At 66.9% G+C, this 25,517-nt stretch carries 23 protein-coding genes and 1 riboswitch; of the genes, 21 read left to right on the top strand and 2 right to left on the bottom strand.

Going from position 1 to position 25,517, the window contains the following annotated elements:
- Positions 1 to 35 precede the first annotated feature (35 nt).
- Positions 36 to 977, top strand: a complete 942-nt coding sequence (gene fmt / locus ACWDPV_RS10715) for a methionyl-tRNA formyltransferase (protein WP_449742936.1) — start codon at positions 36 to 38, stop codon at positions 975 to 977.
- Entirely contained in the window at positions 974 to 2,446 is a 1,473-nt protein-coding gene (locus ACWDPV_RS10710; RefSeq protein WP_449742935.1) for an RsmB/NOP family class I SAM-dependent RNA methyltransferase, read from the top strand. The genes fmt and ACWDPV_RS10710 overlap by 4 nt, the downstream gene beginning before the upstream one ends.
- 125 nt (positions 2,447 to 2,571) lie before the next feature.
- On the opposite strand, the gene ACWDPV_RS10705 is transcribed toward ACWDPV_RS10710, so the two are convergent.
- The gene (locus tag ACWDPV_RS10705; RefSeq protein WP_449742934.1) at positions 2,572 to 2,838 is read right to left on the bottom strand and encodes a helix-turn-helix domain-containing protein; all 267 of its coding nucleotides are present in this window, start codon (positions 2,836 to 2,838) and stop codon (positions 2,572 to 2,574) included.
- Positions 2,839 to 2,915: 77 nt separating this feature from the next.
- Between ACWDPV_RS10705 and map the strand changes: the two genes are divergently transcribed.
- From map to ribD, 3 genes are read left to right on the top strand one after another with little or no spacing between them, the layout of a single operon-like run.
- The gene (map, locus tag ACWDPV_RS10700; protein WP_449742933.1) at positions 2,916 to 3,683 is read left to right on the top strand and encodes a type I methionyl aminopeptidase; all 768 of its coding nucleotides are present in this window, start codon (positions 2,916 to 2,918) and stop codon (positions 3,681 to 3,683) included.
- 43 nt (positions 3,684 to 3,726) lie between these two features.
- Positions 3,727 to 4,419 (top strand): ribulose-phosphate 3-epimerase, encoded by a 693-nt coding sequence (gene rpe, locus ACWDPV_RS10695; RefSeq protein ID WP_449742932.1) that lies wholly within the window; start codon positions 3,727 to 3,729, stop codon positions 4,417 to 4,419.
- Between the two features lie 26 nt (positions 4,420 to 4,445).
- Positions 4,446 to 5,462, top strand: coding sequence for a bifunctional diaminohydroxyphosphoribosylaminopyrimidine deaminase/5-amino-6-(5-phosphoribosylamino)uracil reductase RibD (ribD, locus tag ACWDPV_RS10690; protein WP_449742931.1), 1,017 nt, complete (start codon positions 4,446 to 4,448; stop codon positions 5,460 to 5,462).
- A 51-nt stretch (positions 5,463 to 5,513) separates the two neighbouring features.
- Here the strand turns inward: ribD and ACWDPV_RS10685 are convergent, their stop codons facing one another.
- Positions 5,514 to 5,786 carry a lipopolysaccharide assembly protein LapA domain-containing protein gene (locus tag ACWDPV_RS10685; RefSeq protein WP_449742930.1) on the bottom strand — a complete coding sequence of 91 codons (273 nt, stop codon included), beginning with the start codon at positions 5,784 to 5,786 and terminating at the stop codon, positions 5,514 to 5,516.
- A gap of 145 nt (positions 5,787 to 5,931) precedes the next feature.
- Positions 5,932 to 6,085, top strand: a riboswitch (FMN riboswitch).
- 54 nt (positions 6,086 to 6,139) lie between these two features.
- Here ACWDPV_RS10685 and ACWDPV_RS10680 point away from each other — a divergent pair.
- The 16 genes from ACWDPV_RS10680 (at position 6,140) to ACWDPV_RS10605 (ending at position 25,510) form a co-directional block, all read left to right on the top strand.
- A complete protein-coding gene (locus ACWDPV_RS10680) occupies positions 6,140 to 6,781 on the top strand; it encodes a riboflavin synthase (protein WP_449742929.1) in 642 nt (213 codons plus the stop codon).
- A complete protein-coding gene (locus ACWDPV_RS10675) occupies positions 6,781 to 8,073 on the top strand; it encodes a bifunctional 3,4-dihydroxy-2-butanone-4-phosphate synthase/GTP cyclohydrolase II (protein ID WP_449742928.1) in 1,293 nt (430 codons plus the stop codon). Before ACWDPV_RS10680 ends, ACWDPV_RS10675 begins: the two co-directional genes overlap by 1 nt.
- Positions 8,070 to 8,555 (top strand): 6,7-dimethyl-8-ribityllumazine synthase, encoded by a 486-nt coding sequence (gene ribH / locus ACWDPV_RS10670; protein ID WP_449742927.1) that lies wholly within the window; start codon positions 8,070 to 8,072, stop codon positions 8,553 to 8,555. Before ACWDPV_RS10675 ends, ribH begins: the two co-directional genes overlap by 4 nt.
- A gap of 32 nt (positions 8,556 to 8,587) precedes the next feature.
- Positions 8,588 to 9,061: a PH domain-containing protein gene (locus ACWDPV_RS10665; RefSeq protein WP_449742926.1), complete on the top strand. Its 474-nt coding sequence runs from the start codon at positions 8,588 to 8,590 to the stop codon at positions 9,059 to 9,061.
- A 565-nt stretch (positions 9,062 to 9,626) separates the two neighbouring features.
- A complete protein-coding gene (uvrC, locus tag ACWDPV_RS10660; RefSeq protein ID WP_449742925.1) occupies positions 9,627 to 11,720 on the top strand; it encodes an excinuclease ABC subunit UvrC in 2,094 nt (697 codons plus the stop codon).
- A gap of 62 nt (positions 11,721 to 11,782) precedes the next feature.
- The gene (rapZ, locus tag ACWDPV_RS10655; RefSeq protein ID WP_449742924.1) at positions 11,783 to 12,682 is read left to right on the top strand and encodes an RNase adapter RapZ; all 900 of its coding nucleotides are present in this window, start codon (positions 11,783 to 11,785) and stop codon (positions 12,680 to 12,682) included.
- Positions 12,679 to 13,683 carry a gluconeogenesis factor YvcK family protein gene (locus ACWDPV_RS10650; RefSeq protein WP_449742923.1) on the top strand — a complete coding sequence of 335 codons (1,005 nt, stop codon included), beginning with the start codon at positions 12,679 to 12,681 and terminating at the stop codon, positions 13,681 to 13,683. The genes rapZ and ACWDPV_RS10650 overlap by 4 nt, the downstream gene beginning before the upstream one ends.
- A gap of 104 nt (positions 13,684 to 13,787) precedes the next feature.
- Positions 13,788 to 14,765, top strand: a complete 978-nt coding sequence (gene whiA / locus ACWDPV_RS10645; RefSeq protein WP_449743001.1) for a DNA-binding protein WhiA — start codon at positions 13,788 to 13,790, stop codon at positions 14,763 to 14,765.
- A 182-nt stretch (positions 14,766 to 14,947) separates the two neighbouring features.
- On the top strand, positions 14,948 to 15,964 hold the full coding sequence (gap, locus tag ACWDPV_RS10640) for a type I glyceraldehyde-3-phosphate dehydrogenase (RefSeq protein ID WP_348803722.1): 1,017 nt from the start codon (positions 14,948 to 14,950) through the stop codon (positions 15,962 to 15,964).
- A 36-nt stretch (positions 15,965 to 16,000) separates the two neighbouring features.
- Positions 16,001 to 17,212 carry a phosphoglycerate kinase gene (locus ACWDPV_RS10635; RefSeq protein ID WP_449742922.1) on the top strand — a complete coding sequence of 404 codons (1,212 nt, stop codon included), beginning with the start codon at positions 16,001 to 16,003 and terminating at the stop codon, positions 17,210 to 17,212.
- Positions 17,209 to 18,030, top strand: coding sequence for a triose-phosphate isomerase (gene tpiA, locus ACWDPV_RS10630; RefSeq protein ID WP_449742921.1), 822 nt, complete (start codon positions 17,209 to 17,211; stop codon positions 18,028 to 18,030). Before ACWDPV_RS10635 ends, tpiA begins: the two co-directional genes overlap by 4 nt.
- A 119-nt stretch (positions 18,031 to 18,149) precedes the next feature.
- Entirely contained in the window at positions 18,150 to 18,389 is a 240-nt protein-coding gene (gene secG, locus ACWDPV_RS10625) for a preprotein translocase subunit SecG (RefSeq protein WP_348803724.1), read from the top strand.
- Positions 18,390 to 18,539: 150 nt separating this feature from the next.
- A complete protein-coding gene (ppc, locus tag ACWDPV_RS10620) occupies positions 18,540 to 21,374 on the top strand; it encodes a phosphoenolpyruvate carboxylase (RefSeq protein ID WP_449742920.1) in 2,835 nt (944 codons plus the stop codon).
- A 278-nt stretch (positions 21,375 to 21,652) separates the two neighbouring features.
- A complete protein-coding gene (locus ACWDPV_RS10615) occupies positions 21,653 to 23,752 on the top strand; it encodes a glucose PTS transporter subunit IIA (RefSeq protein ID WP_449742919.1) in 2,100 nt (699 codons plus the stop codon).
- 19 nt (positions 23,753 to 23,771) lie between these two features.
- Positions 23,772 to 24,602 (top strand): ABC transporter ATP-binding protein, encoded by an 831-nt coding sequence (locus tag ACWDPV_RS10610; protein ID WP_449742918.1) that lies wholly within the window; start codon positions 23,772 to 23,774, stop codon positions 24,600 to 24,602.
- A 125-nt stretch (positions 24,603 to 24,727) separates the two neighbouring features.
- Positions 24,728 to 25,510, top strand: coding sequence for an ABC transporter permease (locus tag ACWDPV_RS10605; RefSeq protein ID WP_449742917.1), 783 nt, complete (start codon positions 24,728 to 24,730; stop codon positions 25,508 to 25,510).
- Positions 25,511 to 25,517 lie beyond the last annotated feature (7 nt).

Below are 25,517 nucleotides of genomic sequence, written 5' to 3'. Positions count from 1 at the left end.
TGAGCAGATGTGCCGGCGATGAGGAGGAATGACACGTGAGAATCGTGTTCGCGGGAACGCCGCAGGTGGCGGTGCCGTCACTGCAGCGGCTGATCGATGATCCCGCTCACGAGATCGTCGGCGTCATCGCCCGTCCCGATGCGGTATCCGGTCGCGGACGCAAGGTGCGTCGCGCGCCGGTCGCCGAACTCGCCGACACGCACGGGATTCCCGTCCTCACCCCACGCCGCCTGTCCGAGCCGGAGGTCGCCGACACCCTCGCGCAGTGGGCCCCCGACGTGGGCGCCGTCGTCGCCTACGGGGGACTGGTACCGCCGGCGTTGATGGAACTGCCCACCCACGGGTGGATCAATCTGCACTTCTCGGTGCTGCCGGCGTGGCGTGGCGCGGCCCCGGTGCAGGCCGCCATCGCCGCCGGCGACGAGACCACCGGTGCCAGCACGTTCCGGCTGGAGAAGGGCCTCGACACCGGACCGGTGTACGGCGTGCTCACCGAGACCATCCGCGCCACCGACACCAGCGGTGACCTCCTGGACCGGCTGGCGGAGGCGGGCGCGGGCCTGCTCGCCGACACACTCGGCGGCATCGAGGCGGGCCGGCTGGTGCCGCAACCGCAGCCCGCCGACGGGATCAGCCACGCCCCCAAGGTCGAGGTCGATGATGCGGCGGTGCGATGGGATCTGCCCGCGCACATCGTGGACCGTCGGATTCGTGCGCACACACCCGCGCCGGGACCCTGGACGACGCTGGGCGACGTGCGGCTGAAACTCGGTCCGGTGGCCCTGACCGCCGGCGATCCGCAGGCCCCCGAGGCGCTGGCTCCCGGGGCCCTGCATCTGACCAAGAAGGCCGTCTACGTGGGCACTGCCACCGCGCCGGTGCGGCTCGGGCTGGTCCAGGCACCCGGCAAGAAGCCGATGCCGGCCACCGATTGGGCGCGCGGCGCGCGACTGGATGAGGGGAGTGTGTTCGGGTGAGCAGACCGCGCGGAGACCGGTACGGCGATCAGGGCCGCGGACGCGGCGGGCAGCCTCGGGCACAGCAGCGACGCACCGGGCCGGGCCGCGATGGCCGCGGCGATCCCAAGATCCGTGACAAGGCCGTCGACCCGGTCCGCGCCACCGCCCGCGACGTATTACGCGCGGTGCGCGAACGCGACGCCTACGCGAACCTCCTGTTACCGAAGTTGTTGCGGGAGCGTCATATCAGTGGGCGGGATGCCGCCCTGGCCACCGAACTGACCTACGGGACCGCGCGCGCCCAGGGGCTTCTCGACGCGGTGATCGTCGCGGCTGCCGGACGTCCGGTCGCCGAGATCGACGGCAAGCTCCTCGACGTGTTGCGGCTGGGAACCTATCAGCTGTTGCGCACCCGCATCGGTGCACACGCGGCGGTGTCGACATCGGTCGACCTGGTGCGTGCGGAGGACGGGCAGGGTCCGGCCGGATTCGTCAATGCGGTGTTGCGCAAGGTGTCCCAACGCGACGAAGATCTGTGGACCGACGAACTCGCCCCGCCGATGAGCGAGGATCTCCTCGGCAATCTCGCGTTTCGCTACGCGCATCCGCGGTGGATCGCGGAGGTGTTCTTCGACGCGCTCGGCGGGTCGTACGGGCAGTTGCAGGCGGCGTTGGCCGCTGACGACGAGCGCCCGCCGGTGCATCTGGTCGCCCGGCCGGGCTTCATCACCGCCGAGGAGTTGGCGTTGACCAGCGGGGGAGAGGTCGGTCGCTATTCGCCGTACTGCGTCTACCTCCCCGGTGGCGACCCGGGCGACGTCGAGGCCATCCGGCAGGGATACGCCGGTGTACAGGACGAGGGCAGCCAGCTCGTCGCCCGCGCGGTCACCGTCGCCGACATCGGCGAGGACGGCGGACGCTGGCTGGACATGTGCGCCGGACCGGGTGGCAAGGCCGCGTTGATCGGCGCGATCGCCGACATCGACAACGCCCACCTCGACGCCATCGAGGTCAGCGCCCACCGCGCCGACCTGATCCGTGGGGTGGTGCGCGACCTGCCCGTCGACGTGCATGTGGCCGACGCCCGCGGCATCGTCGAACACACCGGGTTGGCTGTCGGCTTCGACCGCATCCTGCTCGACGCCCCGTGCACCGGCTTGGGCTCGTTGCGTCGTCGCCCCGAGGCGCGCTGGCGTCGGCAGCCGAGTGATGTGCCGGAACTCGTTGCGCTGCAGAAGGACTTGCTCAACGAGGCGCTGCGGCTGGTCCGGCCCGGAGGCATCGTCGTCTACTCGACCTGCTCACCGCATCCCGCCGAGACCACCGGTGTGGTCGACGAGGTCGTCGCGTCCGTCGACGGTGCCCGGCAACTCGACGCGCGTCCGCTGGTCGGTGCCGACAACGTCGGCGACGGTCCGCACGTGCAGCTGTGGCCGCACATCCACGGCACCGACGCCATGTTCCTCGCGGCGATCACCAAGGACTGACAGCGCTCGCTCACCCACTGACAGCGCTCGCCCACACACTGACAGCGCTCGCCCACATACTGACAGCGCTCGAGGACCTGTCAGGTAACGGGCAGAGCGCTGTCAGCGGAGTGGCTGCGACCTGACTACATTGCGACCGACGTTGCCGGACCGTTTCGCCAGACCTCGACCGCGACCTGAATCGGCAGGTCGATGGCGTCGCAGATGGCCACGACGGTCCCGAAGCTCGGACTCGGTATCCTCCCCACCTCGATCTTGCGGAGGGTTTCCGGCGAGATACCGGCTTGTCGCGCAACGGCTTCCGGGTCGCGGCCGGCGCGCTGGGAACGCAAGAGGGCGCCGAGTCGGCAGCCTGCCTCGATCTGTTCCGGTGTCAGGGGGATGCGGACCATGTCCCCAGCCTACGGTATTTGTTTACCGCTCCTGGTACGTTGGTATTGAAATACCGACGACCGAAGGATTGCCCGGCATGATCGAACTCAAGTCACCCCGAGAGATCGACGCGATGGCGGTGACGGGCCGATTTGTGGCCGAGGTGCTCCACACACTCGCGGCACGCGCCGAACCCGGCGTGAACCTGCTGGATCTCGAACACCACGCACGCACGATGCTCGACGAGCGGGGAGCGGTGTCGTGCTACTGGGACTACTCGCCGTCCTTCGGGCGTGGGCCGTTCCGCAATGTCATCTGCCTGTCCGTCAATGCTGCTGTGCTGCACGGCCTTCCGCACGATTACGTTCTCGCCGACGGTGATCTGCTCAGCCTCGACCTCGCCGTGTCGATCGACGGCTGGGTCGCCGATTCGGCGATCACTGTTCCCGTCGGAACGGCGACCACCGAGATCGACGCGCTCGTCGCGTCCACCCGCTCCGCCCTCGACGCCGGTATCGCCGCCGCGCTGCCGGGCAATCGGCTCGGCGACGTGTCCGCCGCGATCGGAGCGGTCGCGCGGCGAGGCGGTTACCGGGTCAACACCGACTTCGGTGGGCACGGCCTGGGAAAGACGATGCACGAGGACCCACACATCCCCAACCGGGGCAGGCCGCATCGGGGGCTGAAACTGGCGACCGGAATGACCCTGGCGCTCGAACCGTGGTGGGGGTTGGGCACCGACGAGCTGGTCACCGACCCGGACGGCTGGACGCTGCGATTGGCCGACGGCTCGTACGGCGCGCACTCCGAACACACCATCGCCATCACCGACGACGGACCGCGCATCCTGACGCTGCCCGAGTGACCGGTGCCCACCGTACGACCACCGGCCGCGTAAATTGTCTGCCATGAGTTCCCCGATTGCCCCGATGATCGCGCCGTCGATCCTGTCGGCCGACTTCGCCAATCTGGCCGCCGAGGCCGCCGCCGTGTCCGGTCCCGGTCCCTCGCGCGCCGACTGGTTGCACGTCGACGTGATGGACGCCCACTTCGTCCCCAACCTGACCTTGGGGCTGCCCATCGTCGAAAGCCTGCTCAAGGCCACCGACATCCCGCTCGACTGTCATCTGATGATCGAGGACCCGGGCCGCTGGGCCCCGCCATATGCCGAGGCCGGCGCCTACAACGTCACCTTCCACGCGGAGGCCACCGACGACCCGGTCTCGGTCGCGAAGGACATCCGCGCTGCCGGTGGAAAGGCCGGGCTGGCCATCAAGCCCGGCACGCCGCTCGATCCCTACCTGGAGATTCTGCGCGGGTTCGACACCCTGCTCGTGATGAGTGTGGAACCCGGGTTCGGTGGTCAGAAGTTCATGCCCGAGGTGCTCGGCAAGGTCCGCGAGATCCGCAAGGTCATCGACTCCGGCGATCTGCGCCTGCTCGTCGAGATCGACGGGGGCATCGCCGACGCCACGATCGCCGAGGCGGCCGAGGCCGGCGTCGACTGCTTCGTCGCCGGGTCGGCGGTCTACGGAGCCGAGGATGCCGGAGCTGCGGTGGCGGCGCTCCGCGAGAAGGCCGCCGCAGCGCGCGTCGACTAGCCGCGAGCAACGCCGTGGCGCCCCCGATGACCGTCCTCGACGCGGCGATGGCCGACGCGATCGCCTATTCGTCTCTGGCGCTGAGTCTTTCCCGACCCAATCCGGCGGTCGGGGCGCTCATCATCGCCGACGACGGCACCGAGATCTCGCGCGGCCACACCCAACGCGCCGGCGAGGGGCACGCCGAGGTGATGGCATTGCGGGCGGCGGGTGAGGCCGCCCGCGGCGCGACCGCGGTGGTCACACTCGAACCGTGCAACCACACCGGCCGCACCGGGCCGTGCGCCGTGGCGCTCATCGAGGCAGGCGTGCGTCGGGTCGTCTACGCGGTCGCCGATCCGAATCCCACCGCATCCGGTGGCGCCGACCGCTTACGCGCCGCGGGCGTCGAGGTGATCGACGCCGTCGGCGAAGCGGCCGCACGGTCGGGCCCGTTGCGCGGATGGCTGTTTCGGCAGCAGTACGGCAGGCCCCTGGTGACCGCGAAGATCGCTGCCACCCTCGACGGCCGCATCGCCGCCCCGGACGGAACGAGTCGGTGGATCACCGGTGGCGTCGCCCGGGCCCGAGCGCACCGGCAGCGCGCCGAGATCGACGCCATCATCGTCGGCACCGGCACCGTGCTCGCCGACGATCCCGCGTTGACGGCACGCCTGCCCGACGGCTCCCTCTCCGACCGGCAGCCGATCCGGGTTGCCGTGGGGCACAGAGAGATTCCGGACGGTGCGGCGATCAGCCGTCCGTTCGGTGAGTTCCGCCACGTCCACACCCACGACCCGGAGCAGGTTCTCGCCGCACTCGATGACACCACCTGGGTGCTCGTGGAGGGCGGTCCCCGCATCATCGGGGCGTTCCTCGACGCCGGCCTCGTCGACGAGGTGGAGGCCTACCTCGCCCCGACCGTCCTCGGTGCCGGGGCGTCAGCGGTGCACAGCGACGCGGTCACCACCCTGTCGGATGCGACCCGACTGCGACTCGACGGAATCGAACGACTGGGTGACGACATCCTGCTGACCTGCCGCTGTCCGCGGTTGTCGAACTGAGTCGTCGCACCGATCCGGTCCGGGCCGCCTCACGACGAAGCCCGCCGGGTGTCAGTCCGACTTCTTTCGCGCTCCGTTGCGGCCCAGAATCCACCCGGCGAGCACCCCGCCGACGGCGACGATCGTGAGGATCAACCACAGCCAGGAACTGATCTGCAGAAACAGGAAGTCGACGCTGACATGCTGGGTGTTCTGGGCGATGAAGATCACCGCGGCAACAATCAGGATCAGCGGGAGCCAAAAGCGTTTCAGCAGTCCGGCAACCACGTTTCCGGGGGAGCGTCGCGACGCACCGGGAGACGTCGTCGTTCTGGGATCGGCCATGTTCGCGTTGCCCTTCTCGAGTGCCGGGCCGACTGCAGCGGCCCGGGACAATCCACGGCGTGATGTTACCCGCCCGACCCCGGCGAGAACCGTAAGTGGACCGGCGTACTGGTTCGGCGTTTTCCCACGTGCTAGCGTCGATGTCGTACGTTCTCGGGGCGGGGTGAAACTCCCCACCGGCGGTGATGGCGTCGCAGTTGCGGCACCGAGCCCGCGAGCGCCCGTCTCACCGACGGGGTCAGCAGATTCCGGTGTGATTCCGGAGCCGACGGTCACAGTCCGGATGCGAGAGAACATGACGGCGACCGGCGCCGTCCTGTCCGCTCCCGAGTGAAGGTCGACAGGAGGAGCAGGTGTTCACCGGCATCGTCGAAGAATTGGGTTCACTCGTCGGTCGTGACGACCTCACCGACGCCGCCCGACTCACCATCCGTGGCCCGCTGGTCACCTCCGACGCAGGATTCGGCGACTCCATCGCCGTCAATGGTGTCTGTCTGACGGTGGTCGAATACGACGACGAGAAGTTCACCGTCGACGTGATGGCCGAAACCCTGCACCGCAGTTCGCTGGACCGACTCGAGCCCGGCAGTCCCGTCAACCTGGAACGCGCCATGCCCGCGGGCGGCCGATTCGGTGGGCACATCGTCCAGGGACATGTGGACGGCACCGGCACCATCCGGGCCACCAGCCCGTCAGAGAACTGGACGGTCGTACGGATCGGCATGGATTCGCATCTGAGTCGCTACCTCGTCGAGAAGGGTTCGATCACCGTCGACGGGGTGTCCCTGACCGTGTCCGCCGTCGGTGTCGACGACACCGGTGACTGGTTCGAAATTTCGCTGATCCCGACAACGTTGCAGGAAACGAACCTGGGTACCGCATCGGTGGGCGCTGTGGTCAACCTCGAAGTCGATGTCATCGCGAAATACGTTGAGCGACTGCAGAGCGCCCAGAACACGAAGACCGAACACCAGAGCAAGACAGAGGCGAAGTGATGAGTGACACCACAACCGAGAGAGTCCAACTCGACACGGTCGAACGTGCGATCGCCGATATCGCCGCGGGCAAGGCGGTCGTCGTGGTCGACGACGAGGACCGCGAGAACGAGGGCGACCTGATCTTCGCCGCGGAGAAGGCCACCCCCGAGTTGGTGGCGTTCATGGTGCGCTACACCTCCGGGTATCTGTGTGTCCCGCTCGACGGTGAGGACTGCGATCGGCTCGGTCTGCCGCCGATGTACTCGATCAATCAGGACAAGCACGGCACCGCCTACACCGTCACCGTCGACGCGAAGGAGGGCATAGGTACCGGTATCAGCGCCGCCGACCGTTCGGTCACGATGCGCCTGCTCGCCGACCCGACGACCGGGCCCGCGGACTTCACCCGGCCGGGTCACGTCGTGCCGTTACGTGCGAAGGAAGGCGGTGTGTTGCGCCGTCCCGGCCACACCGAGGCCGCGGTCGACCTGGCCCGGCTGGCCGGACTCACCCCCGCCGGTGTCATCTGCGAGATCGTGTCGCAAAAGGACGAAGGCGCGATGGCCCAGACCGACGAGCTCCGGATCTTCGCCGACGAACATGACCTCGCACTGATCTCGATTGCCGACCTCATCGCCTGGCGTCGCCGCCACGAGAAGCACGTCGTTCGTGTGGCCGATGCGCGAATCCCCACCCGCCACGGGGACTTCCGGGCCGTGGGCTACACCAGCATCCACGACGACGTCGAGCACATCGCGCTCGTCAAGGGCGACATCGCCGGCGAGGACGGCACCGGCAGCGATGTGCTGGTGCGGGTGCACTCGGAGTGTCTCACCGGTGACGTGTTCGGCTCACTGCGCTGCGATTGCGGTCCGCAACTCGACGCCGCAATGGAGATGGTCGCCGACGAGGGACGCGGCATCGTCCTCTACATGCGCGGGCATGAGGGTCGTGGCATCGGTCTGCTGCACAAGCTGCAGGCCTATCAGCTGCAGGACGCCGGCTCCGACACCGTCGACGCCAATCTGCAACTCGGCCTGCCCGCCGACTCCCGCGACTACGGTCTCGGCGCTCAGATCCTTGTCGATCTCGGTGTGTCGTCGATGCGTCTGCTCACCAACAATCCGGCCAAGCGCGTCGGCCTGGACGGCTACGGACTGCATATCGTCGAACGGGTCCCGATGCCGGTACGTGCCAACAAGGAGAACCTGCGTTACCTGCAGACCAAACGCGACCGGATGGGTCACGATCTGACCGGGCTGGACACCTGGGAGGCGCCGGCGGCGGCCGGGGACGGGGATCTCGCGTGAGCGGTCACGGCGAACCCACCCTCGACCTCGGCGATGCGGGCGCACTGCGACTGGCGATCGTCTCCTCGCAATGGCATGAGACGATCTGCCGCGCACTGCTCGACGGAGCCGTTCGTGCCGCCGAGCAGCATGGCGTGACCGACCCCACGATCGTGCACGTCGCCGGGGCGATCGAACTGCCCGTGATCGTGCAGGCACTGGCCCGAACCCACGACGCGGTGGTCGCCCTCGGTGTCGTGATCAAGGGTGAGACACCACATTTCGACTACGTCTGCGACGCGGTCACCGCCGGTCTGACCCGCGTCTCGTTGGACGAGTCGACACCGGTCGGCAATGGCGTGCTCACCACCAACACCGAACAACAGGCCCTCGACAGGGCCGGACTCCCGGATTCCAAGGAGGACAAGGGAGCTCAGGCCACCACCGCGGCGTTGGCGTCGGCGTTGACCTTGCGGTCGCTGCGTACCGGCGTCTCCTCGTGAGTGATGCGGCGCGAAACCTCGGATATACCAAGATGACCGGCCAATCCGATACCGGCAGCGCGGAGTGGGACATGGACTACCGTTCGCGTCGGCTCGCTGTCATCGCGGTCGCGGCCGCCGTCGTGGTCCTGATCATCCACATCACCTTCGGGCTGTTGCTGACCATCTCCAACACCGGCCCCGACAACATCGGCTGGTCGGATCAGGCCGCCGTGATCACCATCGGCATCGTGATCGCTGGTGCGTGCATGTTGCTCACCAGACCTCGGCTACGAGTGGGCAGCAGGGGGGTGTCGGTTCGCAATCTCGCCACCGAGCGACTCTTCACCTGGGATCAGGTGCGTGGATTGACCTACCCCGACAAGGGGTTCGGCGGCCAACTCGAGCTTCCTGCGGATGAGCACGTGCCCGTCCTCGCGATCCAGGCGGGGGATGGTGAGCGCGCCGTCGCCGCGATGGAGCGCTATCGCCAGATCGAACAGCGCTACCGCAGGTCTACTCGATAAGAAGCCAGAGCCCAACCTGGTTGGCCGAGTCGACGTGGGTCGGCGAGCGTACCCTGATCTGCTGGTTCGAGCCGGTCCGGAGCGATAGCCGCCGCGTGTCGCCGCCCCTACCACCTCGAGGTCCGAGCAGGCGGTCATCGGAGTCTCGGCCAACTCATCAAAGATCTCGGAGAGTTGATGCATCAACTGCAGTGGTCGTGACATAGGGGGAGTGTCGGTGGTGTCTGTCATGCTGATGTCACCTCCCCCCGAGAAAGCCGTTGCGGCGTATATGTTCTCGTATGGACTCCCATCGCCACTCGCAAGTGTTTTCTATCCGCAGGGTGTGTATGGCCCGATGAGGTTGGGGTGGAAAGGGTTTCAGTCTTGTCTCACCGGGTCTCGACCTCGACCACGGCAAGCTCGGCCCGGCGGACAGGGGTTTTGTGTCGGCGGAGCTCAGTGCGGCGGCCAACGCTAGCGCTCCGCCCGGCTCGACCGATGGATTGAGGGTCTGGACCGACATGTCGGGGCCGCGCGACGAGTGAGCGACCCGCCTGTCGGGACGGACGACTAGCCTGGAGTGGTGGCCGACCCGAGTACCTACCGTCCCGCGCCCGGGACGATTCCCACCGATCCCGGCGTCTACAAGTTCCGCGATACCCATGGGCGGGTCATCTACGTCGGTAAGGCCAAGAATCTGCGGTCGCGGCTGACCTCCTACTTCGCCGACATCGTGTCGCTGCATCCGCGTACCCGGCAGATGGTGACGACGGCCGCATCGGTGGAGTGGACCGTCGTCGGCACCGAGGTCGAGGCACTCCAACTCGAGTACAACTGGATCAAGGAATTCGATCCGCGCTTCAACGTCCGTTACCGCGACGACAAGAGCTATCCGATGCTCGCGGTCACCCTCAACGAGGAGTATCCGCGGCTGTTCGTCTACCGCGGTCCCCGGCGACGCGGCGTGCGCTATTTCGGGCCGTACTCACATGCGTGGGCCATCCGTGAGACCGTCGACCTGCTGACGCGGGTCTTTCCCGCGCGGACATGCTCGAACGGGGTGTTCAAACGTCACCGACAAATCGATCGCCCGTGCCTGCTCGGCTACATCGACAAGTGCGCCGCGCCCTGCATCGGGCGGGTCTCCGCCACCGAACACCGCGAGATCGTCGACGATTTCTGTGACTTCCTCGCCGGCCGCACTGACCAGATGATGAAACGTCTGGAACGCGAGATGACCGCGGCGGCAACGGAACTCGATTTCGAACGCGCGGCCCGACTGCGGGATGACCTCGGCGCCATGCGGCGGGCGATGGAGAAGCAGGCGGTGGTCCTCGGTGACGGCACCGATGCCGACATCATCGCCATGGTCGGCGACGACCTCGAGGTGTCGGTGCAGATCTTCCACGTCCGAGACGGACGTGTCCGCGGTGAACGGGGATGGGTGGTCGAGAAGTCCGACGACGATTCGCTCGGCGAGCAGGTCGGGCAGTTCCTCACCCAGTTCTATGGTGCGCAGGTCGATCTCGACGCCACCGTATCCGTCGGTTCCGACCGTGCCCGCGGGGAGTCGGTTCCGCGTGAAGTGCTGGTCCCCGCCGTGCCCGCCGAGGTCGATGAGCTCACCGAGTTCCTCTCCGACCTGCGGGGCAGCAGGGTCAGCCTGCGAGTGCCGCAGCGTGGTGACAAGAAGGCCCTGTTCGAGACGGTCGAACGCAACGCGTCAGAGGCCCTGGCGCAGCACAAGTTACGTCGCGCGGGTGATCTGACCACGCGATCGGCGGCGTTGACCGAACTCCAAGAGGGTCTCGGCCTGGATCAGGCGCCGCTGCGCATCGAATGCGTGGACATCAGCCACGTCCAGGGGACCGACGTGGTCGCGTCGCTGGTGGTGTTCGAGGACGGACTGCCCCGCAAGTCGGACTACCGCCACTACTCGATCCGCGAGGCGGCCGGGGAAGGCCGCTCCGACGACGTGGCCTCCATCGCCGAGGTCACCCGGCGTCGTTTCCTGCGGCATCGAGCCGATCAGGAGCAGGGTGTCGCTTCGCAGGTGATCGACCCGGATACCCACAAGCCCAGGCGTTTCGCCTATCCGCCCAACCTCTTCGTCGTCGACGGTGGCGCGCCCCAGGTACACGCCGCCGCGGCGGTCCTCGACGAACTCGGCGTCACCGACGTCGCGGTCATCGGCCTGGCCAAGAGACTAGAGGAGATCTGGGTTCCCGGCGACGACGAACCGGTCATCCTGCCACGGTCGAGCGAAGCGCTCTTCCTGTTACAACGGGTCCGTGACGAGGCGCACCGGTTCGCGATCACCTTCCATCGCAGCAAGCGCAGCAGACGGATGACCGAGTCGGTCCTCGACGGCGTGCCCGGTCTCGGCCGCACCCGGCGCAACGCCTTGGTCACCCACTTCGGTTCGGTGGCGCGTCTGCGGGAGGCCTCGGTCGATGACATCGCCCAGGTCCCCGGGATCGGTGTCACCACCGCGACCGTGGTGCACGACGCGCTGGCCGCCGACACCACCGAGTCGGAGCCCGCGTCCACCGACGTCACGGCCCGTCCGGACACTGCTGATCCGGACACGGTCGGTGTCACCTCCGGAGCTCCCGAACAGCCCGGTCCGAACCACAATGTCGAACACAGCACCCCGGAAGCGAGCAGCACCCGATGACGACCGGCAATGATCAGGCGGGCCCAGCGCCCGCAGACCACCAGCGAGTGAGTGGAGTATCCATGAGCAACGACGACGGCGACTCCCTGATGGTGTTGTTCGTGGCCGGCATGTCGGGCGCGGGGCGTTCGACGGTGGCCAATGTGCTCGAGGACGACGGCTGGTACGTCGCCGACAACGTGCCGCCGGCGCTGATCTCGACGATGGTCGACGTCGTGCGTGACAGCGACCCGCCCATCCTGCGTCTGGCGATGGTGCTGCGCGCCACCGATTCATCGCTCGGCGATGAGGTTCGTTCCCTGCGTTCGGTACTCGAGGAATCGGGAACGCAGACGCGGGTGCTGTTTCTCGACGCCTCCGATCAGGTGTTGGTCCGCCGATTCGAACAGGTTCGTCGCCGACATCCCCTGCAGGGCAGTGAAACCCTGATCGAGGGCATCGCGCGGGAGCGGGTGATCCTGGCGCCGATCAAGGACACCGCCGACCTCGTCGTCGAGACCTCCTCGCTGACCGTGGCGAAACTGCGTGAGGTGGTGGAGGACTCGTATCCGCACGACGCCAACTCCAGGTTGAGCGTGGCGGTGCAGTCCTTCGGATTCAAGTACGGTCTCCCGATCGACTCCGACCTGGTCGCCGACGTCAGGTTCCTGCCCAACCCGTACTGGGTCGCCGAACTCCGTGAACTCAACGGCCGCGACGCGCCGGTCCGCGACTATGTCCTCGGTCAGGAGGAAGCCGGACGATTTGTCGATCTCTACACCGAGTTGATCGGTGTGGTGGGCAAGGGCTATCTGCGAGAAGGTAAGCGTTACATGACGATCGGTATCGGATGCACGGGTGGCAAGCACCGCAGCGTGGCCATTGCCGAGGAGTTGGCCCGCCATCTTCGGGCGTTGGCCGACGACGGCGGCGCGGCCCGCTACGACGTCCGGGTGATGCATCGGGATCTGGGACGCGAATGACGTCGATGAAGATCGCCGCGCTCGGCGGCGGGCACGGCCTGTATGCGACGTTGACGGCGATGCGCTACCTGAGTCCCGATATCACCGCCGTGGTCACCGTCGCCGATGACGGCGGCTCATCGGGGCGGCTGCGTGGCGAGTTGGGCGTGATCCCGCCGGGCGATCTGCGGATGGCGATCGCGGCCCTGATGTGCGCCCCCGCAGCACTCGAGGAGATGTCGTCGGACGGTGATCGGGCCGAGGGTCGGCGCCGGCACGAATTGTGGGCGGAGGCACTGCAGCACCGGTTCGGTGGCTACGGGGCGCTGGCAGGTCACCCGGTGGGCAACCTGTTGCTGGCCGGGCTGACCGAAGTTCTCGGCGACCCGGTGACCGCGCTCGATGAGATGATGCGGGTGTTCGACGTGGGCGGCCGCGTCCTGCCGATGTCGGCGGTGCCACTCGAGATCGAGGCGGATGTCTCGGGATTGGAATCGGATCCGCGGATCTCGCGAGTGATCCGTGGGCAGGTCGCGGTTGCCACCACACCGGGCAAGGTACGTCGGGTGCGGCTGATACCCAACGATCCGCCTGCGTGTGAACCGGCACTGGCCGCGATCGACGAGGCAGATCTGGTGGTACTCGGCCCGGGGTCCTGGTTTTCCAGCGTGATCCCGCATGTGCTGGTTCCTGATCAATTGGATGCGTTGCGGCGCAGCAACTCCCGCAAGATCCTGTTCGTCAACCTGGCGCCCGAGCCGGGCGAGACGCCCGGTTTCTCGGTGGAGCGGCACCTGCACGTGTTGCATGCACATGCCGATACGCTGCGGATCGATCACGTCGTCGTGGACGAGGCCTCGGTGCCGGCCGGCCGGGAGCGGGAACACCTCGAACGTGCGGCGGCACAGTTCGGCGCGACCGTGGACGTGGGTGATCTCGCCGTGCCGGGACGCCACGTCCATGACCCGGTCAAAGTCGCTGCCCTGGTGAAGCAACTGTGCTTACGTGAACTCAGCCGATAGGCTGTGCGGACGAGAATGCGGGGGCGGGCGGCAATACGGGGGGCGGTCGTGAGTGCGGCCGGTGTGGGTGTGAGTCGATGACAGGAGGCCAGGGACCGGTGGCGATGACTGCTGCGGTGAAGGACGAGTTGAGTCGGCTCACCGTGACGCAGGTGAACCCGCGTAAGGCCGAGGTGTCGGCATTACTGCGATTCGCGGGAGGACTGCACATCGTCGGTGGTCGCGTGGTCGTCGAAGCCGAGGTCGACATGGGCAACGTCGCCCGGCGCCTCCGTCGCGAGATCCACGATCTGTACGGACACACCTCCGAGGTGCACGTCCTGCGAGGCGGAGGTCTGCGCAAGACCGCCCGCTACATCGTGCGGGTCACCAACGACGGCGAAGGTCTGGCCCGACAGACGGGACTGCTCGACCTGCGCGGCCGGCCGGTTCGCGGGCTACCCGCCCAGGTGGTCGGCGGCAGCGTCGCCGATGCCGAGGCCGCCTGGCGCGGAGCGTTTTTGGCGCACGGCTCACTGACCGAGCCGGGACGTTCCTCGGCGCTGGAGGTGAGTTGCCCCGGACCGGAGTCGGCGCTGGCGCTCGTCGGTGCCGCCCGACGTCTCGGGGTGTCGGCCAAGGCCCGGGAGGTCCGCGGGGCCGACCGCGTGGTGATCCGCGACGGCGAGGCCATCGGGGCGCTGCTCACCCGGATGGGTGCCCACGACACCCGGCTGATCTGGGAAGAGCGACGGATGCGCCGTGAGGTGCGCGCGACGGCCAACCGGCTCGCCAACTTCGACGACGCGAACCTGCGTCGTTCGGCGCGGGCCGCGGTGGCCGCGGCCGCCCGGGTGGAACGGGCCCTGGAGATCCTCGGCGACGAGGTGCCCGACCATCTCGCCGCGGCCGGACATCTGCGGATCACACACCGACAGGCGTCGCTGGAGGAACTGGGCCAGCTCGCCGACCCGCCGATGACCAAGGATGCGGTCGCCGGCCGGATTCGGCGGTTGTTGTCGACGGCGGACAAGAAGGCACACGCCGAGGGCCTCCCGGACACCGAGTCCGCGGTCACCTCGGAACTGCTCGAGGACGAGTGAGGCGACGCCGGACCCAGGCGATCACCCCACCGGGCCGGGCAGCGTTAATCGACCCGTCGGGCTGCCATCGATTGGGCGTCCCACTAGGCTGATGGTGACGTCGGTCTGCCAGGAGCGGACCGGCCCACCGGAGCGGCGCGGGCGCCTCGTCCTCGCCGAGACCAACGCTAAGGAGCGATCAAGTGACTGTTCGGGTAGGCGTCAACGGATTCGGCCGCATCGGCCGCAACTTCTTCCGTGCCGTAGAGGCGCAAAAGGCTTTGGGCACCACCGATATCGAGATCGTCGCAGTCAACGACCTCACTGACAATGCGACTCTCGCTCACCTGCTGAAGTTCGATTCCATCCTGGGACGCCTGCCGCAGGACGTCTCCCTCGACGGCGATTTCATCGTTGTCGGCGACCAGCGCATCAAGGCGCTCGAGGTCAAGGAAGGCCCGGCCGCCCTCCCGTGGGGAGACCTCGGTGTCGACGTCGTCGTCGAGTCGACCGGTATCTTCACCGCGGCGGAGAAGGCCAAGGGCCACATCGATGCCGGTGCCAAGAAGGTCATCATCTCCGCCCCCGCCAGCGGCGAGGACATCACCATCGTCATGGGCGTCAACGACGACAAGTACGACGGCAGCCAGAACATCATCTCCAATGCGTCGTGCACCACGAACTGCCTCGGGCCGTTCGCCAAGGTTCTCAACGACGAGTTCGGCATCGTCTCCGGTCTGATGACCACCGTGCACGCCTACACCCAGGATCAGAACCTGCAGGACGGTCCGCACAAGGATCTGCGCCGTGCGCGCGCCGCCGCGATCAACGTGGTGCCCACCTCGACCGGTGCGGCCAAGGCCATCGGCCTGGTGCTGCCGGAACTCAAGGGCAAGCTCGACGGTTACGCACTGCGCGTGCCGATCCCGACCGGCTCGGTGACCGACCTCACGGCGATCCTGGAGAAGTCCGCGACCGCCGACGAGATCAATGCCGCCATGAAGGCCGCCGCCGACGGGCCGCTCAAGGGCATTCTCAAGTACTACGACGCACCGATCGTCTCCAGCGACATCGTCACCGATCCGCACTCGTCGCTGTTTGACGCGGGCCTGACCAAGGTCATCGGCAATCAGGTCAAGGCCGTCTCCTGGTACGACAACGAATGGGGCTACTCCAACCGCCTCGTGGACCTGTCCGGCCTGGTCGGCAAGTCGCTCTGATCGACACGTCCACAACCTCAACGGAGTAACGCTGCAATGGGTGTACCCACTCTGAAAGACCTTCTGGCCGAAGGCGTTTCGGGTCGCGGGGTGCTGGTTCGGTCGGACTTCAACGTCCCGCTGGACGGATCGACGATCACCGATCCGGGCCGCATCCTCGCCTCTCTGCCGACGCTGACGGCGCTCATCGAAGCCGGGGCGAAGGTGATCATCACCGCTCACCTCGGCCGGCCGAAGGGCGAACCGGATCCGAAGTACTCATTGGCGCCGGTGGCCGCGCGCCTCGGTGAGGAACTGGGCCGCAACGTCCAACTCGCCGCGGACGTGGTCGGGTCCGACGCGCTCGCCCGCGCCGAGGGGCTGACCGACGGCGACGTGCTGCTGCTGGAGAACATCCGGTTCGATCCGCGGGAGACCTCAAAGGACGAGGCCGAACGGGAATCCCTCGCCAAGGCGCTCGTCGAACTCGTGGGTGACGACGGTGCCTTCGTGTCCGACGGTTTCGGAGTGGTGCACCGCAAGCAGGCCTCGGTCTACGACGTCGCCAAGCTGCTCCCGCACTACGCGGGTGAACTGGTGGCAGCCGAGGTGAAGGTGCTCTCGACGCTCACCGAGGATCCGGACCGTCCGTACGCGGTCGTTCTCGGCGGCTCCAAGGTGTCGGACAAACTCGGCGTCATCGAGGCGCTGGCACCCAAGGTCGACACCCTGGTGATCGGCGGCGGGATGGCCTTCACCTTCCTTGCCGCGCAAGGGCATTCGGTCGGATCGTCGCTGCTGCAGGAGGATCAGATCGACGTCTGCAAGGACCTGCTGGAGCGGTTCGGCGACGTGATCCACCTGCCGGTCGACGTGGTGGTGGCCGACAAGTTCGCCGCCGACGCCGAATCCGACACGGTGGCCGTCGACGCCATCCCCGACGGCTGGATGGGCCTGGACATCGGTCCCGAGTCGGTCAAGCGCTTCGCCGCGCTGCTCTCCGGCGCCAAGACCATCTTCTGGAACGGCCCGTCGGGCGTATTCGAGTTCGAGAAGTTCTCCGCGGGCACCAAGGGCGTGGCCGAGGCGATCGCCGCGGCGACCGCCGGCGGCGCGTTCTCGGTGGTCGGCGGCGGTGACTCGGCCGCGGCGGTGCGGACCCTCGGGCTCCCCGACGACGACTTCTCACACATCTCGACCGGCGGCGGAGCGTCGCTGGAATACCTGGAGGGCAAGGAACTCCCCGGTCTGAAGGTGCTGGAATCATGAGCGAATCAACAGGGCCCGCTCGCTTGGCTCCCGGCGCCCGCAAACCCCTGATCGCCGGCAACTGGAAGATGAACCTCAACCACCTCGAGGGCATCGCGCTGGTTCAGAAGATCGCATTTGCGTTGCCGGCCAAGTACTTCGAGAAGGTCGACGTGACGGTGATCCCGCCGTTCACCGACATCCGATCGGTACAGACTGTCGTCGACGGCGACAAGTTGCTGCTCACCTACGGTGCGCAGGATCTGTCCGAACACGATTCGGGTGCCTACACCGGTGAGATCAGTGGGGCGTTCCTGGCCAAGCTGGGATGCACCTTCGTGGTGGTCGGGCACTCCGAGCGCCGCACCATGCACGCCGAGACCGACGAGGTCGTGCTGGCCAAGACCAAAGCGGCACTCAAGCACGGTCTGACCCCGATCGTGTGCATCGGTGAGGGACTCGACATCCGCGAGTCCGGCGAGCATGTGGCCTACAACGTCACCCAGCTCAAGGGATCGCTGGCGGGGCTGTCGGCCGAGGACATCGGCAAGGTCGTCATCGCCTACGAGCCGGTCTGGGCGATCGGCACAGGGCGGGTGGCCAGTGCCGCCGACGCACAGGAGGTGTGTGCCGCGGTGCGAGCAGCGCTGGCGGAGATCGCCGACGAGTCGACCGCCGCGTCGGTCCGCGTGCTCTACGGGGGGTCGGTGAACTCGAAGAACGTCGGCGAGATCGTCGGTCAGACCGACGTCGACGGGGCTCTGGTCGGTGGGGCGTCGCTCAAGGCCGATGAGTTCGCGACGCTCTCGGCGATCGCCGCGGGCGGCCCGCTGCCCTGACGGGGAGTTCCGACGCGTACACTGGGCGGGCCGGGTCATCGTTGACGGTGATCTGGCCTGCCCAGATGTGCATCCGCGGGGGATGTGCGCACCGACGATCGAAGAGGAATTCCTACGCCGTGCTCGAAACTGTGCTGGATATCGGCCTCATCATCACCAGCGTGCTGCTGGTGATCCTGGTTCTTCTGCACCGGGGCAAGGGTGGCGGCCTGTCGTCGCTGTTCGGCGGCGGCGTGCAGTCCAGTCTGTCCGGATCCAGCGTGGTCGAGCGCAACCTCGACCGACTGACCATCTTCGTCGGCCTCATCTGGTTCATCTTCATCATCGGCATCGGCGTCGACATCAAGCTGTCCGCCTGATCTGCTCCGTCTGATCTGCTCGACCGGCCGCGATCGGCCTGGTCATCGTGGCTCGGTCTCCCGACTTGGGGGAACCGGGCCACTTTGCGTTTGTGTGACGAGGCTTGTCCCGAGATGCCACGGTGATGTCGACGCGGAATACTTGCACCCATGACTCAATCGAACCCGTCCGCAGGCGCTCCGGGTTGGCGTCCCTCGATTCCCATCGTCGACCACATCACCGTGGACGAGGAGGGCCGTGCGCTCACCGAGCCTCTCCGGGAGGACATCAGGCTCCTCGGTGGGATCCTGGGCGACATGGTGCGGGAGCACTCGGGAACCGATGTGTTCGATCTGGTCGAGAACGCCCGGGTGGCCGCGTTCAAGATCCGCCGCGCCGAGATCGATCGGGCCGAACTGGCCGACCTGTTCACCGATCTCGACCTCGACAAGGCGATGCCGGTCATCCGCGCCTTCAGCAACTTCGCCCTGCTGGCCAACCTGGCCGAGGACATCCACCGGGAGCGTCGCCGCGCGATCCACGTGCGCGCCGGCGACCCACCGCAGGACAGCAGCCTGGCAGCGACCTACGCGAAACTCGCCGCCGCCGATCTGTCCGACGCCGAGGTGGGGGCGTCCCTCGCGGACGCGACGGTCGTCCCGGTGATCACCGCGCACCCCACCGAGACACGTCGTCGTTCGGTGTTCGAGGCGCAGAACCGAATCACCGAACTGATGCGTTACCGCGACCGCACCGAATTGACACCGTCGGAGGCCGACGAGGTCATTCAGGGGCTGCGCCGGCAGATCCTCACGCTGTGGCAGACCGCGCTGATCCGGCTTGAGCGACTCACCATCCAGGACGAGATCCGTTCCGGGCTGCGGTATTACGACGCCGCGTTCTTCGACGTGATCCCCACGATCAACACCGGGGTGCGGGAGTCGCTGCGCGCGGCGTACCCCGACGCCGGTCTCGCCGACGAGCCGATGCTGCGGATGGGATCCTGGATCGGCGGCGACCGCGATGGCAACCCGTTCGTCACCGCCGAGATCGTGGAGATGGCCACGACGTTGGCCGCGCGTACCGCAGTCGGTCATCATCTCAATGAATTACACAGTCTTGCACAGGAATTGAGCATGTCGACGCGGCTGATCTCGGCCGATGACCCGATCTACGAACTCGCCGGGGTCGGGCGGGAGGACCCCGCCGCCGACGAGCCGTTCCGTCGCGCCCTGCGCCACATCCGCTCTCGCCTCGTCGCCACGGCCACCGAACTGTTCGGCGAAGAGGTGATGCGGCAGTCGGACCTGTTCCTGCTCGACGGCGCCGAGCCCTACGTCACCGCCGGTGAATTGCTCGCCGATCTCGACGTGATCGATGAGGGCCTGCGGTCCACCGGCGATGACATCATCGCCGACGACCGCCTGTTGACCTTGCGGGAGGCGGTGCGCACCTTCGGTTTCCATCTCTCCGGGCTCGACATGCGACAGAACTCGGACATGCACGAGGATGTCATCGCCGAACTCCTTGCCTGGGCGGGCGTACATCCGGACTACAAGTCGCTCGACGAGGCCGAGCGCGTGGAGATCCTCACCGCCGAACTGACCGCACGTCGGCCGCTGACCAGCCCCGACGCCGATCTGAGCGAGCTGGCCATCAAGGAGCTCGGGATCGTGCGTGCCGCCGCGCGGGCGGTGGCGAAGTTCGGTCCGCATGCGGTGCCGAACTACATCATCAGCATGTGTACCTCGGTCAGCGACATGCTCGAACCGATGATCCTGCTCAAGGAAGCCGGGTTGATCGAGATCGACGAGACCGGTTCGCTGGTGTCCACGGTGCGGATCGTGCCGCTGTTCGAGACCATCGAGGACCTGCAGCAGGGTGCCGAAACCCTGCTGGCGGTACTGGATCTGCCGTTCTACCGGGATCTGGTCGCCTCACAGGCCGACATGCAGGAAGTGATGCTCGGCTATTCGGACTCGAACAAGGACGGCGGCTACATGGCTGCCAACTGGGCGCTGTATCGCGGCGAACTCGACCTGGTCGAGGCGGCGAGGAAGGCCGGGATCCGGTTGCGCCTGTTCCACGGTCGCGGCGGCACCGTCGGCCGTGGCGGCGGTCCGAGCTACGACGCGATCCTGGCCCAGCCCCCGGGTGCGGTGCAGGGATCGTTGCGACTGACCGAACAGGGCGAGATCATCGCCGCCAAGTTCGCCGAGCCGGTGACGGCGGAGCGGAACCTGGAGACCCTGCTCGCGGCGACGATCGAGTCGTCCCTGCTCGATGTGGAGGGCCTCGGCGACGAGTCCGAGGAGGCCTACACCGCGATGGACGAGATCGCCGCACTGGCGCGCTCGGCCTACAGCAAACTCGTGCACGAGACACCCGGCTTCGTCGAGTACTTCACGACCTCGACCCCGCTGTCGGAGATCGGTGCGCTCAACATCGGTTCGCGTCCTGCCTCGCGGAAGCAGACCGAGAAGATCTCCGATCTACGGGCGATACCGTGGGTGCTGTCGTGGACGCAGTCGCGGGTGATGCTGCCTGGCTGGTACGGCACGGGTTCGGCCTTCGAGCAGTGGATCGGCGACGACGAGACGCGGCTGACGACCCTGCGCCGCTACTACGAGCAGTGGCCGTTCTTCCGCACCGTCATGTCGAACATGGCGCAGGTCCTGGCGAAATCGGACATGGGCCTGGCGCATCGTTACGCGCAGCTGGTTCCCGACGAGGAACTGCGCAACAAGGTGTTCGGGATGATCGTCGACGAACACGAACGCACCATCGCGATGTACGCGAAGATCACCGAGACCAACGATCTGCTGGCCGACAATGCCGCGCTGAAACGGTCGGTGTACAACCGCTTCCCGTATCTGGAGCCGCTGAATCTGCTGCAGGTGGAGTTGCTGCGCAGGTTCCGTGCCGGCGACGACGAGCCGCGCATCCGTCGCGGCATCCAGCTGACGATGAACGGATTGGCCACCGCGCTGCGCAACAGCGGCTAGGGGCCGGCCAGGACACGCACCACACAGAGGTGACGAAGAACCACACAGAGGTGACGAAGAGCGGAGACGCCCGGCAACGGGTGTCTCCGCTCTTCGTGCATGCTCGGTGCACTTCCACCGGGTGGTGCGCACCGACGGTGCCGATTCAACCGCGATTTTGGTGAAGTAGGTCACGGGCTGTCTCGCGGCGCTCTACTGTCACAGGGCCGGTTGCAGACGTCTGGGGGACCGCCCGCGTCCGGGTATGAACAGCGTTTCTCGGACTGCGAGGTGCAGACATGTCCCCAACATCGGCATCGGAGATCGTCGCGGCGGTCGGCGGTCCGGAGAACATCACCAGCCTCACCCACTGTGCGACGCGATTGCGTTTCCAGCTCCACGACAACTCCGGAGTCGACAAGGACCGGGTCGAGGCCATCGACGGCGTGCTGGGAGCGGTGCCGCAGGCGACCACCGGCTATCAGGTGATCATCGGCGGTGGCGTGCAGACGATCTACAACGAGATCATGGACCTGCCGGCGATGGCGACCGTCGGTGCCCCATCGGACGCCGACATCAAGGCGGCGGCGCGCGCCCAGGGGCCACGCGGCAAGACCGCCTGGCTGGACACCCTGTTCGAGTACCTGTCCGACTCGTTCCGGCCGATTCTCGGTGCACTGCTCGGCGCGTCGCTGTTCATCACCTTCATGTCGCTGATGGCGACGTTGGACGTCATCCCGTCCTGGAACGCACCGGGCGTCACGCTGAGTCCGTCGTGGACGTTCATCAACCTGTGCTGGCAGTGCGTATTCGTGTTCCTGCCGTTGATGATCGCCTACAACGCGTCGAAGAAGGTCAACGCCGATCCCTGGGTGGGCTTCGCGATCATGGCCGTGTTGATGCTGCCCGCGTACACCGGGTTCGCCGACATCGCCACCACGCACACGATCTTCGGTTTCACGGTCAAGACGATCGATGTCTTCGGGCTGCCGTTGACCGTCAACGACTACAGTTCCCAGGTCTTCCCGCCGTTGCTGATGGCCGCGGTGCTCGGTGCGCTGTACAAGCTGCTCAACAAGCTCATCCCGTCCAACGTGCAACTGATCTTCGTGCCGTTCTTCGCGATGCTGATCATGATCCCGTTGACCGCGTTCATCATCGGCCCGATCGGGGTGTACGTCGGAGCGGGCCTGGGTGATCTGCTCAAGTCCATCAACGACTTCTCCCCGTTGATCTTCGCGATCGTCATCCCGCTGGCCTATCCGTTCATGGTGCCGTTGGGACTGCATTGGCCGATCAACGCCATCATGCTCATCAACATCCAGACGCTGGGATACGACTTCATCCAGGGGCCGATGGGCGCGTGGAACTTCGCCTGCTTCGGGGCCACCGCCGGCGTCCTGTACCTGTCGTGGCGGGAGCGTGATTCACAGATGCGCCAGACCGCCACCGGTGCCCTCGCGGCGGGCCTGCTCGGCGGCATCTCCGAACCGTCGCTCTACGGAATCCACCTGCGGTTCAAACGAATATATCCACGAATGCTCGTGGGCTGTCTGGTCGGCGGTGTGATCATCGGCGTGGGCGGCGGTGTGAAGACGAACGCCTTCGTATTCACCTCGTTGCTGACGATCCCTGCCTTCGACCCGATCGGACTGTACGGGATCGCGGTGGCCGCCGCCTTCATCACGGCCATGGTGCTGGTGATCCTGGCCGGATATCGCACCCCCGAACAGCAGGCCGAATTCGAGGCCGCCCGCGCGAAAGGCCTCGAGACGCCCGGCGCCGTTCCGCTCGACGACTCCGCCCTGGGCGTGCAGGCGGCCGGGGAGGCGGCGACCGCCGCCCCGGCCACGGCCGGTGCCACGTCCGTTTCCGACCCTGCCGCAATGAGTCTCAAGGAGCCGACCGGTGGTGGCGACGTCACCGACATCGGTTCGCCGCTGGACGGCACGGTGGTCTCCCTGACCGAGGTCCCCGATCCCGCCTTCGCCGGCGGCACGATGGGCGGCGGCGCCGCGATCATCCCGTCCGGCGACACCGTCTACGCGCCGGCCGACTGCATGGTGGTGGCGGCGCAACCGACCGGCCATGCCTTCGGGTTGGTCCTCGGCGGCGGCATCGAGTTGCTCATTCACGTCGGTATCGACACGGTGCAACTGAAGGGTGAGGGCTTCGATGTCAAGGTGAAGGCGGGCCAGAAGGTTACCGCCGGAACACCGTTGGTCACCTTCGACCGTGCGGTGATCGAGGCCGCGGGCTATCCGCTGATCACTCCCGTCGTGGTGATGAACACCAAGAAGTTCGCCTCGGTCACCAAGATCGCCCAGGGTGCAGTCTCGGTCAAACATGGCGATCCGCTCGTCGCGGTGGAGGCGAAGGCGAAGGCGGCGGCGACCTGAGCTGCCATAGACTGGCGGGGTGCCGGCCGCAGCCGAGGTAGCGATCAACGTTCGTCACCTGCGCAAGGTGTATCCGGGAGATGTGGGTGCGCTGGATATCTCGTTCAGGGTGGCCGAGGGTGAGATCTTCGGCCTGCTCGGGCCCAACGGATCGGGAAAGACGACCGCCGTCGAGTGCATCGGCGGATTACGAGTCCGCGACGGTGGCGACGTCGACGTGCTGGGATATGACCCGGCAGATGATCAGACGGCAATGCGTGAGGTCGTCGGTATCCAACCGCAGGAAGGTCTCCTGCCCGACAAGATCAGGGTCGTCGAGGCGTTGGATCTGTTCGCGCAGTTCTACCGCGACCCCGCCGACGCCGGGATGCTCCTGACCAGGCTGGGACTTGACGAAGTTCGCGACTCCTACTTCCACCGGCTCTCCGGCGGACAGAAACAGCGATTGTCGGTGGCACTCGCCTTGATCGGTCAGCCGAGGCTGGCCATTCTCGACGAACTCACCACCGGCCTGGATCCGCGGGCACGACGCGCGGTCTGGGAGGTGCTGCGCGAACTGCGCGATCGGGGCACCACGATCCTGCTGGTGTCACACTTCATGGACGAGGCCCAGCATCTCTGCGATCGGGTGGCGGTGATCGATCACGGCCGGGTGGTCGCACTCGACACCCCCGACGGATTGGCCTCCGGGTGTTGGCGACGCAGAAACTGCGATTCACACCCAGTGCGCCGATCGATGTATCGGTCCTGCGTGCCCTGCCGTCGGTGCACAGCGTCACCGTTGACAACGGCGATCATGTCGAAGTGGTCGGTGACGCCGAGGTCGTCACCGATGTGGTGCTGGCGTTGAACGACCAGGGTGCGCGGGCCATGCGGCTACGGGTCGATCAGGCGGGGCTCGAGGATGCGTTCGTGGCGGTGGTCGATCGAGAAGACGGCCGACAGGTCGAGGCCGACCGAGGGGAGGGCTGAGGCATGGCCGCCACCCCCCTTCTGGGACATGCGCATTCTCGTGCCGGTTTGCGTGGCCTGCGTCCACTGCTGATCAGCGAAGCGCGCTTGATGCGCCGCAACCCGATGCTGGTGGTCTGGGTGGGTGTGTTGCCGGTGGTCGCGGCGGTGGTGCTCGGTGCGATCCCGGCGACCCGAGAGCCCCAGGCGTACCTGGACGGGAACAGCTGGTTCGCCGTCTACCAGCCGATCCTGGTGATGTTCTCGTCCGTGATGCTCAGCGTGCAGATCCTGCCCGACACATTGACGCGCTATCGGGAGCGCGGCATCCTCAAGCGTCTGCGCACCACTCCGGCAACCCCTGCGGCACTGCTGATCGCGCAGGTCATCCTGACGTTCGCGGTGGAGATCGCGGTCGTGGTCCTCATCGTCGTCATGCCTGGCATCGTCGGCGCGGCGGTACCGCGAAACCTCCTCGGATTCGCAATCGCGGTCGTGTTCTCGGCAGCCGCCATGATCTCGTTGGGCATGATGATCGCGGCGGTGTTCGCCAACAACAAGGTCGCCGCGGCCGCCGGCACCGTGCTTTTCTTCGTGCTGCAGTTCTTCGCCGGCCTGTGGTGGCCGCGACAGAGCATGCCGGAGTGGCTTCGCGCCATCTCCGACGCGACACCCAGCGGCGCCTCGGTCGCGGCGCTCACCGATTCGGCGCAGGGCGGATGGCCTTCGTGGACCTATCTTCTGACACTGCTCGCCTGGTCGGTGGTCCTCGGCGCCCTGTCCGTCCGGTTCTTCCGGTGGGAGTGAACCGAGC

It is taken from the genome of Gordonia sp. NPDC003504 (assembly GCF_053587995.1).
Note: the sequence above shows the minus strand (reverse complement) of the source record. Positions and strands in the feature narration are given on the sequence as shown.